General features: G+C 45.5%; 9 protein-coding genes, 1 tRNA gene and 1 pseudogene. 4 read left to right on the top strand and 7 right to left on the bottom strand.

All coding sequences use genetic code 11. The annotated features are described in order from the left end of the window. Positions 1–19: 19 nt before the first annotated feature. Together QVD32_RS07700 and QVD32_RS07695 are read right to left on the bottom strand one after the other, a co-directional pair. Positions 20–580, bottom strand: a pseudogene (locus QVD32_RS07700) (class I SAM-dependent methyltransferase); the annotation flags it as partial. A 61-nt stretch (positions 581–641) separates the two neighbouring features. Beyond that, the gene (locus QVD32_RS07695) at positions 642–1,253 is read right to left on the bottom strand and encodes a TetR/AcrR family transcriptional regulator (protein WP_008862351.1); all 612 of its coding nucleotides are present in this window, start codon (positions 1,251–1,253) and stop codon (positions 642–644) included. Between the two features lie 164 nt (positions 1,254–1,417). Here QVD32_RS07695 and QVD32_RS07690 point away from each other — a divergent pair, with 164 nt between their 5' ends. Both QVD32_RS07690 and QVD32_RS07685 read left to right on the top strand, forming a co-directional pair. After that, positions 1,418–2,605, top strand: a complete 1,188-nt coding sequence (locus QVD32_RS07690; RefSeq protein WP_008862350.1) for a carcinine hydrolase/isopenicillin-N N-acyltransferase family protein — start codon at positions 1,418–1,420, stop codon at positions 2,603–2,605. A 51-nt stretch (positions 2,606–2,656) separates the two neighbouring features. Further along, positions 2,657–3,505: an urea transporter gene (locus QVD32_RS07685; RefSeq protein ID WP_040296208.1), complete on the top strand. Its 849-nt coding sequence runs from the start codon at positions 2,657–2,659 to the stop codon at positions 3,503–3,505. A 170-nt stretch (positions 3,506–3,675) separates the two neighbouring features. Here the strand turns inward: QVD32_RS07685 and QVD32_RS07680 are convergent, their stop codons facing one another. From QVD32_RS07680 to QVD32_RS07665, 4 genes are all read right to left on the bottom strand, one after another. Beyond that, positions 3,676–5,682, bottom strand: a complete 2,007-nt coding sequence (locus QVD32_RS07680) for a DUF4954 family protein (RefSeq protein WP_021890936.1) — start codon at positions 5,680–5,682, stop codon at positions 3,676–3,678. A gap of 50 nt (positions 5,683–5,732) precedes the next feature. Next, positions 5,733–6,959, bottom strand: a complete 1,227-nt coding sequence (hflX, locus tag QVD32_RS07675; RefSeq protein ID WP_021890935.1) for a GTPase HflX — start codon at positions 6,957–6,959, stop codon at positions 5,733–5,735. A gap of 67 nt (positions 6,960–7,026) precedes the next feature. Then, positions 7,027–9,579 (bottom strand): zinc-dependent metalloprotease, encoded by a 2,553-nt coding sequence (locus QVD32_RS07670; protein ID WP_118687529.1) that lies wholly within the window; start codon positions 9,577–9,579, stop codon positions 7,027–7,029. A gap of 173 nt (positions 9,580–9,752) precedes the next feature. After that, positions 9,753–10,721: a DUF2156 domain-containing protein gene (locus QVD32_RS07665; protein ID WP_021890933.1), complete on the bottom strand. Its 969-nt coding sequence runs from the start codon at positions 10,719–10,721 to the stop codon at positions 9,753–9,755. A gap of 295 nt (positions 10,722–11,016) precedes the next feature. Here QVD32_RS07665 and asnA point away from each other — a divergent pair, with 295 nt between their 5' ends. Both asnA and QVD32_RS07655 read left to right on the top strand, forming a co-directional pair. Next, positions 11,017–12,051: an aspartate--ammonia ligase gene (gene asnA, locus QVD32_RS07660; protein WP_021890932.1), complete on the top strand. Its 1,035-nt coding sequence runs from the start codon at positions 11,017–11,019 to the stop codon at positions 12,049–12,051. A gap of 149 nt (positions 12,052–12,200) precedes the next feature. Beyond that, positions 12,201–12,274: transfer RNA gene (locus QVD32_RS07655), tRNA-Asp, on the top strand. Positions 12,275–12,460: 186 nt separating this feature from the next. On the opposite strand, the gene QVD32_RS07650 is transcribed toward QVD32_RS07655, so the two are convergent. Further along, positions 12,461–13,528 carry an MBL fold metallo-hydrolase gene (locus QVD32_RS07650; RefSeq protein ID WP_021890931.1) on the bottom strand — a complete coding sequence of 356 codons (1,068 nt, stop codon included), beginning with the start codon at positions 13,526–13,528 and terminating at the stop codon, positions 12,461–12,463. Between the last annotated feature and the right edge of the window lie 480 nt (positions 13,529–14,008).

Here is a 14,008-nt window from a genome sequence, read left to right as displayed (position 1 = left end):
TAATGGTTGATCTCTTTTGTACTTCCCCGCCGGAAAAATGGGAAGCTATGTTATGGAGAACTGCCTTCACTTGTTCTTCATAGAAATACATGAGTACGCCCTCGATGATAAAAATGAAATCACAATCGGGGTGTTGTGTTTTCAAACACTCTAACCATTTTGTTTCTAATAAAGAAGAAGATATATAGGTATCGTATTCCGGTTCGGGAATCAATTCTCGTCTCAAAGAGATTACTTCGGGTAAATCCAGTTCGTAATATTTTGTCGGATCGTTTTCCCGATGAATGCGTTGGCAACGTGTATCTAATCCACAACCGACGTTGACTACAATCGGTCGGGAATGGTTATCGATAAATCGGCGGACAGCATCGTCGAAATACCTACCTCTTACGACACAACCTACTTCGCTCAGTTTTGCTCCGTCGAATTTGGAATAATCGTATTCGATGCAGGCGATTAATTGTTCCGCCATTTTGTCTTTTAGAATCGCATCTTTTCGCCTACTTTCTTTTGCCCGCATATAAAGTGGAATAAGCAGTGTTTCGGCTACAATGTTTTTGAACTCGTATTTTCTTTTCATATTCTTATTTGTTATTTTCAAAAACGAACAATATTCAAAATCATTCAAAAAAAGAGAGAACCTATCCTTTCATAAGCTCTCTCCACCCGGTTGTACTGAAAATCATGTATTCTGTTATTATTTGTTCTATTTCATCGGAGACCTTTTTATGCATGATTAATTCTTCCAGCATGGTGAACATCCAAACGGTATGCAGGTGAATCGTGAATTCCGATATGTTTATATTTAGTTCAGGGTGTTTTATTTTCATGTTTCGAAAATATTCTTTGACGACTTCGGTCGAACGGTCGGCAAAATCTCTTTTATAATTTTCTAAGGAAGTCCCTTGCGAACGAAATAAAAGCAGGAATAACAGATTACGATATTTTTTGATTAACGATATGTATTCGGCTATGACAGCCCGGAGATAGTGTTCGGTATACATTTCCATGATGTCAGATCCGCTTTTTCCATGATGTTTGTCTAACATGATTTCAAAATCATTGATCACGGGTTGTACGAGTTCGCGAAAGATATCTTCTTTGCTGTTATAGTAGTTGTAAATATTACTTAACCCTACATGGGAGTCGTCGGCGATTTCACGAATGGTGACTTTGGAATAGCCTTTGGCATAGAATAGGGGCAAAGCAGCATTTAGAATGTTTTGTCGGATATGTTCTTTGGCTATTTGCATAAATGTTTTAGTACTTATTTTGTGAAGCAAAGTTAGATTTCCGTTAAAGGAGTATCAATACCTAAAAATTGGGATTTCTGTCAGAGTTTGTACGTTTTTGTACGAGTATGTTTGATTCTAATATTTCTTATATTATTTTTACGCATTGATGTGAAGATGATGTTATGCGTAAATTGTTGAGTGTTATTATTGTCTATTTGGTGGGCTGGATACCTATGTTCCCGTGTACTTCGGCCGTGGTTTCGGGGCGGGTAACACCCGACGGGCGTCCGTTGTTGTGGAAACATCGCGATGCATCGGATTTGAATAATCGTATCGTTCATTTCGAAGCAGAAGGAGGAAAGTTGGAATTTGTCGGACTTGTGAACGGGGTCGATACGATGGCCAACGAAGTGTGGGCCGGGTATAATACTTCTGGATTCGCTATCATGAATACGGCTTCATATAATCTTAAAAACGATACTTCATCGTTGTCCGACCGAGAAGGGGTTGTGATGAAACAAGTGTTGGGCGAGTGCCGTACGGTAGAGGATTTCGCCCGGTTACTCGATTCTCTTCCTCGTCCGATAGGGGTGGAGGCTAACTTCGGGGTGGTCGATGCTTTGGGTGGAGCAGCCTATTTCGAAGTGAATAGTTACGAGGTATTCCGTTATGACGTAAAAGATAGTCCCGACGGTTATCTGCTTCGTACCAATTATTCTGTATCGGGGAGGCCGAACGAAGGTTATGGTTATATCCGTTACGATAATGCCGCCCGGTTGTTTTCACGTGCTGCCTCCGAGCGCAGTATTACTCCCGAATGGATTACAGGCGTTTGTTCCCGCTCGTTTTATCACATTTTGTTGGGACGGGATTTTACGACCGATGCATGGGTGGTCGATCAGGATTTCATACCTCGCCGCAGTACATCGGCTTCTGTTGTCATCGAAGGCGTGAAACCCGAAGAGTCTCCTGTATTCACTACCATGTGGACGATATTGGGGTATCCTCCCTGTTCGGTCGTGTTGCCGGTGTGGATCGGCTGCGAGTATGGTGTTCCGACCCTGTTGCAGGGGGCGGAAGATTCTGTGCGCTCTCCGTTGTGCGAATGGTCGAACCGATTGAAAAACAAAGTGTTTTCTTTGGAAAGAGGCAGCGGCCCGCATTATCTGCATATGGCATTGCTTTATAATCCCGAAGGTAACGGATATGCCCAAAGATTGTTATTGCTCGAAAAAGAGATATACGCCGAGAGTCGAATCGTGTTGGACGAGGTTCGTCGGAAAGGTGAGTGGAACAACGAGCATGTCGGCGGTCTGCTCGATATTGTCCAACAAAAAATCGTTACACTTTTCGGCCAAATTTTGAAATGAGAAGTACGAATGTACTTTTTCTGTTCTTGGGTTATGGATTGGCAAAATGATATTTTGGAAAAGATAAAGATTTTATTTCGTGGGATTGGGCAGGTGATGTTTCAGAATAATGCTTGGTCGGGAGTCTTGATGTTGGCCGGGATAGCCTGTAATTCTTTGTATATGGCGGGTCTGGCTCTATTGGGAACGGTTGTGAGTACATCGACTGCCCGGATAGCAGGATATTCCTGCGAGGATATACGAAACGGATTGTATGGTTTTAACGGGACTTTGGTCGGTATTGCCGTGGGTGTGTTTATGAACATATCCGTATGGGCTTTTATGTTATTGATAATAGGAGCCGCCCTTTCTACATGGGTGATGCGCTTGTTTCAACGTCAACGGTTCGTGCCGGGGTATACTGCACCGTTTATTCTTGTCACTTGGCTTTTGCTGTTGTTGGAACGGACTGTATTTCCTTCATTGGAGCTCTCGTCCGACTCCGTAGCCGTGCAGGAGCCGGTGAATATAGATTTTTTTCAAGTGTTCTGTTTGCACATCGGACAAGTCATGTTTCAAGGTGGAACCGTTTTGTCTGGTTTGTTTTTCCTCGTAGGAATATGGATCAACTCCCGGTTGAATGGACTTTATGCCATGTGGGGCGCTGTTTTGCCGCTTGGAGCGGCTCTTTTTCCGGATATGGGAATCCTCGGTGCGGAAGCCGGATTATTGGGGTACAACGGGGTGCTTTGTGCTATCGCACTCGGCACGGCATCCTTAAAAGGTTTTGGAGAGGCGACCGCGGCCGTGCTGTTAAGTACGGTATTACAAATTGCCGGAATGCGCATCGGGATAACGACGCTGACGGCTCCGTTTGTCCTTGCGACGTGGACCGTTGTTCTTTTGAGAAAAGTCTGGTAGTAAACGATAAATGTCACAGCTGTTCGGGAATACTCAGTAATGTGATTTTTCGCTTGCCTGACTGTGAGCCAGATGAGGGCGAGATGCCACGAAGCGGTGGAGGGGTTGAATAGCTTTTCATTATATTCCTGTGATGTTGCAAGAGATAGTAGCGGGGAGGCAATATCATTTTAATGCTGAGATATCGATGTTATCAATGCTTCGAGGCGGTCTATCAACTCGTTCCCCAAAGCGGTTTTATCTTCGATGTGCTTGCAGACCATCTTGACAAAGGCATCGTTCTCAAATTCGCCCCGAACCTGTTCGAAATCGAAATCCCGCTGCCGGGTAGAACCGTCCACACCGAATCCGATACGGGAAATCATCGAAAATTCTTTGCGGGCATCGTCATAGAGCATTCGGTCGAGCGACACAACGGCTTCGTTCCATTGCCGTACGATTCGGATAATATCTCCGGGAGACAGCCTGTCGACTGTTTTTCCATACCAACGGGGCATTATCGAACAAACCCATGTCCATTCCATGTCGTAGTAACGCCGATGCATGGCTTGGAAGAAAGATTCGGTTTCTTCTAACGTGGAATCGGGATTACCGACGATACGGTCTATTTCGTCTTTGACAGCCTGCTTGGGTACAATCAATCCCGACAGATCTATCCATTCGCCTTCTCCGAGGGAGTCGGTCAGTTTCAACCGGTCGTGCAAATCGTTCAGATCGGAGAACGGTGCTCCTTCGAGTCGTTTGATGATCGAGTTACCCATGAATTTATGGACAGCGAGGGTGTACAGGTCTATTCCTTTGTTGAGGGAGCTGTTCTTGATCGTAGTGCTTTGGAAGGAGTAACATTCCGACGTTTCACCCGATGTCTGTTTCAATCCCTGTAATGTGTCGATGCCTTGCAGCATCTTTTGTATGGTGTAGGGACTGAGCAGATTGAAGTTGATACAATCGAGCTTGTCGGGGTCGGTGCGCTTGTCTCGCTTGGGCCACTTTTGTGCGTCGCGTATCGTTCCCACGCTTTTGAGATTCGCACCGGGAACGAGATAAGAGCGATTTCCGTGTTCTATCAGATAGGAAAACGGCATGCCCGAAGTGTCGGGGTGATTGACATGGCGTCCCATGATGAGGGAAAATGCACCTACTTTGGCCGGCCACAGGATATATGAGTCGCTGGTCGTTTTCGAGCCCCGCTCAACGACTCCTTGATGGATAGGGCCGAGTTTGTACATGTGGTTGCTTTGGTTCGACCCGCTGCCTGCGTTCAGGAAAGAAAACATTCCGGCAATGAGCAAACTCGATTTGTGCATGGTGACCGTGTAGGGGCCGGCAAAGATAGCACACGCTTCGCCGTTTTCGCTTTGGCAGTTGCTGAAAAAGAGCGAATCGTGAGCCGAGAAAAGATGAGTGAGGTGGCAGGCTTGTCCGATGAAACAACGAGACATTACTACACCGTCACTTATATGAGCTCCCGAACTGACGATGAAATCTTCGGCCGTAACATTCGGCCCGATGTATACCGGAGCCTCTCGGTTGCTGTTGATACTACCGTTTTCGAGTCTCGATGTCCCGTCTATCTGGCAGTAATCTCCGATACAAACGTTTCGTATAGTTCCTGTATTGACGATGTGCACGCCGTTGCCTATTTCCCCGTAGCAACTCTTTTGTGCGAGGGAATATGCCTCTATCATTTCTCGAAGGCGGGCTATCAAGTCGGGGCGATGCCGATACATGGCGATGATGTAGGCCAGTTGTGCCGACAGCCGATTGTAAATGGGTACTTCCCGACCTCCCGTCTCGTTCAATACCGATACTTCGGTATTATTCCCGAAACAGCTTTCGCCTTCGGTGAGAATGAGATTTACATTTTGTATGAAACAGTCGCTCCCTATCCGGTAATTGGCTATATAGTTGGGAATGTTTTCTATCAGTGAGTTGTTCCCTATCGAGCAATTGTGCAAGGTGACGTGGTGGAGTCCCGTTTTTTTCTTTAATCCACCCGGAAGCTCCATCTCTTTTTCGAATATCCCCAGCTCGATTTCTCCGGAAAAACGGGTGTGGGTAATATGATCGGGAGAGAACCCTTCGACTACATTTATTTTCGACCAGTTCTCGGCCGTACAAAATTGAGTCGTGAGTTGATTGATTTCTGCAATATTGAGTTTACGGTAATTCTTCATCGGACAAATTTTGTAAAAGGCCGGAGAGTAGCCCGGTTATGGATTCAAGATTATTCGTCGGTCGTTATTTCGTCGTAGTGTTGAAACAGGAAATCGTTATAAGGGAACCTTGTCGTATGTATCTCTTTCACCCGCTGGTAAAGCAGCGTTTTCAATTCGTCGATGTTCTTTTTTTCTTTGGCCGATATGAAAATGCAGTTGTCGTGCATTTTTCCCATCCACGTTTCTTTCCATTCGTCGAGCGTAATGTTTTCTCTCGTTTTCGGGGTGAGGTCGTCGGCCGCTTTTTCCACATAGGAAAATGCGTCGATTTTATTGAACACGAGTATCATGGGTTTGTCGGTGGAGTCGCAGACTTCCTGTAAGGTCTTATTGACTACTTCTATTTGTTCTTCGAAAGCCGGATGCGAGATATCCACGATGTGTAGCAGGAGGTCGGCTTCCCGCACCTCGTCGAGTGTCGATTTGAACGAATCGACCAGATGGGTAGGCAGTTTGCGGATAAATCCTACTGTGTCGGAGAGCAGAAAGGGAAGGTTGTCGACAATCACTTTTCGCACGGTCGTATCGAGCGTGGCAAAGAGTTTGTTCTCGGCAAAGACCTCCGACTTGCTTAACAGGTTCATCAAAGTGGATTTCCCCACATTGGTATAACCGACTAATGCTACTCGTACCAACTTCCCCCGGTTTTTTCGCTGGATGCTTTTTTGCCGGTCTATGCTTTTCAGCTCCTCTTTCAAGTGAGAAATCTTATCGAGAATGATACGCCGGTCGGTCTCTATCTGAGTTTCGCCGGGTCCACGCATGCCGATACCTCCTCGTTGTCGTTCGAGGTGAGTCCACAGTCGGGTGAGTCGAGGCAACAGATATTGGTATTGTGCCAGTTCTACCTGACGTTTGGCATTGGCAGTCTGTGCCCGTTTGGCAAAAATATCGAGAATGAGACTGGTGCGGTCGAGTATTTTCACTTGCAATTCCCGTTCGATATTTTGTACCTGTTTCGACGACAAGTCGTCATCGAAGATGACCATGCCTATTTCGTTTTCTTCGATGTATGCTTTTATTTCGGACAGTTTTCCCGACCCGACGAAAGTGCGGGAATTGGGCGTGTCGAGTCGTTGAAGGAATTTCTTCACGGGCAACGCTCCGGCCGTTTCTGCCAAGAAAGCCAGTTCGTCGAGATATTCGTTTGCTTTCGCTTCGTTTTGGGTGTTGGTGATCAATCCCACTAAAACGGTGCGTTCGGTTTCTTCTTGTGTTAAAATAAATTCTTTCATTCTATATGTTTACAAAGATGTACTCCAAAAATAATGTTTTTTCTTACCTCTTTGTTTTCATCGGGTTTTAATTATTAAATAGTTTTTCTATCGTGATGATCTGATAGTCGTAGAAATTGCGGGTGGCACTGTCGGCCGAGGCCGCTCTTTTTTGTTTGTATAACGCCAAAACTTTTTTGAGCGCACCGGTCATGTAAGGAGCCATATCGGCCGACGATAGGGCAGGCCCCATGTTGATACGGGTGAACGATTGCTCTTCCGAATCGTGATGACGGCAAAGGGCGTGGCTGCAAGGGAATGCTTCGCTTTCGAGATCGATGTCGTCGGTGAAGTCTAAATTTCTTATCCCCGATGAAGCCGGTTTCAGCGACGAATAGCGAATGAATTGATTGATGGTCTCGTTTTGCAAGTCGCGTTCGATGTTGTTCAATTTACGTCCCTGATAAGTCGTTTTAAATACTTCGGCGATCAAATCGTTGAGGTAGCTGTCCAGCGTGTAATTTTTCACGGGGTCGATGATACCGCCTTCCTGAATGCGGAACAGCACCGTGGGGTTGACAAGGTAAGCCGGAATATAACGGTGAACCGAACTGGCATAGTTGGTGGGTGCATTGATTCGTTGCATTAAATCGGCCGGCATCAACCAGTCTCGATAGGTACGTACTTGGTTCAAAATCCACCGCATGGCTTTTTTCTGCGTAGCTTTGTCCAGATAAGTGTAGGGTAGTTCATTCTCTCCTTGTCTCACTTCTTTGAAGAGCACACCGCCTATATAGGGAGTGACGTGTCGCAGGTGACGGTTGTATTGTTGTACGATAGCGGCATATTGCTCTTGAATCGTAGTGAAATCTTTACCCTCGTCGAACAGCCATTTTTCGAAATTTTTCATAATGATTTTGAGGTTGGAAACCGCCATTTCTCCTGCGCGGAAATGATCGTTTCCCAAATCTTCGGTCTGGTCTGTCGGGTCGTAAGCTCCGGGGAACTGTTGTGCTCCGAAAGTGTACATGGGATCGTCCTTTTTCTCTTCGATCCACTTATCCAATGTAGGGATTTCGTCTTTCGGTGTTTTTGCATCGGGTATGAGACGATATCCCCAGTTGATAGCGTAAATGTCATAGACGCCGAGAATGGGCGGCGTGAGCCGTACTCCTCTTTCGTAGTCGCCGGGTTGTGCCACGAAGTTGTTACGGGCATAGTCCATGATACTGGGCGTGGTTCCGTATTTTTGCGTGAACGAAGGACTGCGCAGCGAGTCGATAGGGAAGGAGTAGCTGGCCCCCATATTGTGCATCAGTCCCAGTGTATGACCTATTTCGTGCGAAGCGACGTAGCGTAAAGATTCGCGCATGACATCGTTGTCGAAGGTTTCTTTTCTCACCCGTTTATCCACAGCTCCTGTCTGGGCGAACCGCCAGTTGTGAACGAGAGAGATTACGTTGTGATACCAGATGACATCGGCTGTCAGAATTTCGCCGCTGCGGGGGTCTACATAACTCGGACCCATAGCGTTGGCTATGTCGGTCACGGCATATTTCACACAACTGTATCGCATGTCGTCCGGGTCGAAGTCCGGGTCGTCTTTGGGATAGTCGCGTGCAATAATGGCATTTTTGAAGCCGGCGGCTTCGAATGCCGTGTTCCAATCTTCCACGCCTTGTTTTACGATGTCCCTCCATTTATCGGGGAAGGCACTGTCCACGTAGAAAACAATGGGTTTGGCCGGTTCTACGAGTTCACCTCTGAAATAGGCTTCGCGGTCTTCCTCTTTCGGTTCGAGACGCCAGCGATGTACGTATTTGGTGTAGTCTATACGATCTTTGTCGCTGGAATAGATATTCTTACCACTCGAAAAGAATCCTACCCGACGGTCGTAGATACGCGGTGTCATAGGTCGTTCGGGAAGAAGAACCAACGAGCGATGCATAGTGACGGTGCAATTATTGTCGCCGGTAAAGCTCAATACCGAACGGATTTCACTGTTTTGAGGAAAACTTTTCGCCCCTAAGATATAGGAATTGGCGGCCGTGTAGGTTCCGGTTTTTATTTTGGAAGAGCTGCCGGGAGTCGGAGTAGGCATAGGGCTGATGATTTTTTCATTGCCTTTGAAAAAATCACTCATGTCGACTACCACGTCTTTCCCGTTTTTGGCAGAGATTTTGAATGCTTTGATAATAGGGTCTCCAAAATTTTTGTCGAAAGATGCCGCTATGGGATCGTTCTCGTCGATGATGTTCCGGTGCTGAACGAGGTGCATGAAGAGCGACTGTTCGTTTTTGCTGAATCGTATCATGAACGGATTGGTCGTCATTTCGCCGGCGACGAATATTTTTGGATCGGTCGTGGCGGCTACACGGCTCGACAACAGGAACGTGCGGTTCATCAACGAGTCGGGTACTTCGACCAGCAGTTTGTTGTCATTCGTAATGTGTAGCGTGAACATACCCTTTTGAGTCTTAGCTCCTTTGATGAGCTTTTCATATTTCGACTCTTTGGCAGTCGTGTCTTTTACCTGTTCTTTCTTATCGTTTTTCTTACTTTTCTTTTTGGCATAACATGTCTCGGGATTTGCGCCTGCGATGATAGCCGTCGCAAGAATGGCCCATAGCAATTTCTTCATATACTTGTTTTTTTGTGAGTCTGTTTTATAATGGCATACTGCGCAAAGATAATATAAACTTTGTCCAAAACCAAGCCTATTTGTAAACGGCTAATTGAAACTCATATCGACTGTTTTTATGAGAAAAGGAAGAGGAAGCGATGAAAAATTGTCTTTATGTAAGAAAAATAGATTTACAGAGCGTATTCGTTAAGTGCGATATTGTATTTCTTTAAGATGGTTTCGGGGTTATACGACAGTTTGGCTTCACGTAGGCCGGCATCCCCTGCATCGTCCTCTCGGTTGATGTATTTCACTTCGGGGTGTTTTTCGACCATTTGCGCCGAATAGAATTGATTGATGGCTTCGTATACCCCCGCCACTTCCTTACGGGCTTTCTCGATATGGACGATAAGCGTGTCGCCTATAACTTCGCCGATAGAAAATGCTACGATTTGTCCCGATACCCGCAGAGCGCCTCCTTCAAATTTCAGTTTTTCATATTCGTGCAATACTTGAACCACTTTACTTTCTTCATACGTGAACAGCAAACTATTTTTTTGATATTCTTGTTTGTAGGTCTCGAAAAAAGCTGTTATTTCCGGGAGGTTCTGTGATGTGATCATCTCGTAGCGATAATCGGGGTAGGTGCTTTTGAATTTGTTTACTCGGTTGCGCTTTTTGTTAAAACGGTGTCCGACTAATGTCGCAAGGTCGACGGCATTGTATAGGTAGTCTCCCCAGTCGGGCAATTCGGTTATCGGGCAGCCGTAAAGTTGTTGAATTTCCAGTGCGGCCGGTTCGGGTACGGCAGACAAAATGAACGGGACGTTGTGTCGGCGGCAATATTCTTTCAGTAACGGTAAGGATTCTTGCAGATTTAATTTGCCGACGGGTACGGCAAAAGCCGTGTTTTGCAAATTGTCTTCCTCTCCTCCTTTGATAAACAGCGTATCTTGGGAAATACAGTATTCGTAGCCGAAATAATCTACCCACATGTAGATACCGCCTATCGAGAAGTCGCAGGTGCGGTAACATTGTCGGTGCAGGAAGGGTTCGATTTCGGAAAGAGAGTCCAGTGTAATGGGTTTGAAAACAAGATTATGTTCGCTTTCTTTCGAGAGCTTTGGCTCGGGCATAATGCCAAGTCGGTTTGTATCCATGAGTGTGAATTTTGTTTTTTTTATGCGAAGGTAGAGCTGGCAAAACCGCAACTTATGTTCGCATTTTTCCGGTGCAAAAGTATATAATTTTTATATGTGTATATTTATAAACAATTTATTTTGTCTTTTGGTTTCAGAAAATTAAAATTATTCGACAATCTTTTTTATAAAAGTTATAATATTGTACGTTTGACTTCTCAATTTGATATAATATAATTTCTGTTATTGGAAAAATGATATATATTTGCAAATATTTTATGCGAAGTGAATATAATATTAACCAAAGAGAATCCTAATGTCACTGATAATTCCTCCGAAATATAAATTGAAGTTGTTGCCCGAAACTACCGAAATGGCAATAAAAATGTTGAAAGATGCTTTTCAGGAACGATTGTCCAAGACGCTTAACTTGCGTCGGGTAACAGCTCCTTTGTTCGTTCTTTCCGGTACGGGGCTGAACGACGACTTGAATGGAAGCGAGCGGGCGGTATCTTTTCCCATTGCCGATATGGGCGGGCGACAGGCCGAGGTCGTTCACTCGCTCGCCAAGTGGAAGCGGGTGAAATTGGGTGCATATGACATTGCACCGGGATTCGGGCTTTATACCGATATGAATGCGATTCGCACACACGAGGAGCTTGACAATCTTCATTCGTTGTATGTCGATCAATGGGACTGGGAGAAGACGATTACACGGGAGGATCGTAATGTCGAATATCTTAAAAAGACCGTGAAAAGTATTTATAAGGTTATCAAAGAGTGCGAGAGTCTCATCTATGCCGAGTTTCCTCACATTACACCGACTTTGCCCGACGAGATTACATTTATACATACCGAGGAGTTGTTGCAAGAGTATCCTCGTTTGTCTCCGAAAGAACGGGAAGCCGCTGTTGCCCGTCGGTATGGAGCCGTATTCCTTATCGGTATAGGACAGCAGCTTAGCGACGGAACTCGTCACGACGGGCGCGCTCCCGACTATGACGATTGGACGACTCCCAACAGCGATGGTTATTTGGGCCTGAACGGCGATATTATCTTTTGGGATACTGTGTTGGGAACTCCGGTCGAGCTTTCGTCGATGGGGATACGGGTAGATAAAGAGGCTCTGTTGCGTCAGCTCGATATTTGCGGTTGTCCCGAGCGGGCTCAGCTTTCTTTCCATCGGGCTCTGTTGAATGACGAGTTACCCCTTTCGATAGGCGGGGGGATAGGGCAATCGCGTTTCTCGATGTTTCTTTTGCAAAAGGCACACATTGGCGAGGTACAGGCCAGTATTTGGCCCGAGGAGCAAATTGCCGAGTGTGCGCGGCATAATATTCATTTGCTTTAATTGTGTGAGTTTTGCGTTGAATATGAGACTCTTTCAATTTCCTTGTATTTCTGTCGGAGATAATAAGAAATAAATAATTCTATTTTTTTGAATCGAAGAGTTGCAGAATTGAAAAAAGCGTTCTATCTTTGCACACGCAAAACGAAACTGGTGCGGTAGTTCAGCTGGTTAGAATACATGCCTGTCACGCATGGGGTCGCGGGTTCGAGTCCCGTCCGCACCGCAAAAGCAAGGCTCTGAAATTTTTGAATTTCAGAGCTTTGCTTTTTTAATTTTTACAAATGGTGATTAAATGTAATTCCCCGCTGCGGGATATATGTCTGGTGAGGAGAGTTATTCCCAATCTGGCAAGTCATTCTTTTATTTATATAACGGCTTCGTAGGGAAGAAACTTTTCGTATTATGTCGTTCAGAAGAGGTTCACCACTTCGCCGATAACAGGCATAAGGATAGTCAGCGAGTCATTGCGAGACAAGTTGCGGGCATTTTTCAAAGGTTCGTCCCACCGATGGCGGGCGAGAGCGTATTTAGAGTGATGTACGGTAAGGACTCTGTGAACTCCGAGGTCTTTTATCGTCTGCTCTAATAAGGAGGGCATGGTGTGGATATATTTCCAATCCTCGTTGTACTGTCCATTTTCCAATATGGCCAAGTCTATATCGGGGAATCGTTCGCCTATTTGTTTGAGGTGGGAACCGTATCCGCCATCTCCTCCGATGAAAATTTTTCGGTCGGGTGTTTCAAGCAAGAATGATGCCCACAAGGTTTGATTTGGAGTGAGTCCTCGGCCTGAGAAATGACGGCTGGGCAGACAGTGTATGATGAATTGCTGAGAGAGTGTTGCGCTCTCTTTCCAATCGAGTTCTATGATTCGGGATTTATCGAAACCCCAATGTTCGAAGTGTTCGCCCACACCCAATGGACAGACTACTTTCCCAATGCGGCCTTTCAATTGTTTGACCGTATGATAGTCCAAGTGGTCCCAATGGTCGTGGGAAATAACGAGGTAGTCGATGTCTGGCATGTCGTCGGGAGAATAGATTTCTGTCCCTCGGAAAGGTTTGTTGACGAACGATACGGGCGAAGCCATACAGAACACCGGGTCTACCAATATACGTTTTTCATCGACTTGCAATAGATAAGACGAGTGTCCGAACCATACCAAAGCATTTTCTTCGAGCGGGATTTTACGGAGAGCGGTTTTTATGGCGGGAATGGGTTCGTCGGGGCGTAGTCCTTCTACTTTGCGAAACAGAAAACTCCATATCCCGGATAGTCGGCTTTTGTGCGATGTCATTAATATGGTCGTGTCGATATTCCTAAATTCTCCTTCCCGATAGTTAGGTGAACGTTTGATACGTTCCAGTCGTTCGCCTTTCGGTAACCGTCCGAAACTCGGCTGGTGCAGGAAGGCAATGCCTGCGATGGTTATCGATACAATTATACCTAATAGAATATATAGTGTCATACGTCTCATACATGTAAGATTACAAACTACCCGGCTGCTTTTCTTTTTCGGTTTTCATTTGGTGAATCGCAGTATGCCGATATCGAGGCTATAAGAAAACTAAAATAGCGATGAATCGGTTCATAAGGCTTTCTTTAAAATGGATAGATCATTTTTGTTCAATACGAAATTACGTCGTTTTTGTGTACCTCACTTATATGAATTACCGATATATCTACCATTTTTACCGATTGGCGGGCTAAAACGCTCTCCCCGATAGCACCTTGCCGGGGAGAGCGTTTGTTCAGTAAAGGAAATATTAGAAGCTGTTTTAAATTTATTGAGAAATAATATTATCGTTGCAAGCAGGTATGTTCCGGCCATATTGAGCCCCTGTCTCGCATCTAGAACCCCTTGATTTTTGTCAATAGCCCGCTATTGACTGCCTATCTCGGACTCCAATCTGCTTCAACATAGGTCTCAATCTGTCTCGGAATAAATTTAAAACAG

Source organism: Barnesiella sp. (assembly GCF_022723415.1).
Lineage (GTDB): Bacteria > Bacteroidota > Bacteroidia > Bacteroidales > Barnesiellaceae > Barnesiella > Barnesiella intestinihominis.
This window is presented reverse-complemented; position numbering and strand designations above follow the sequence as displayed.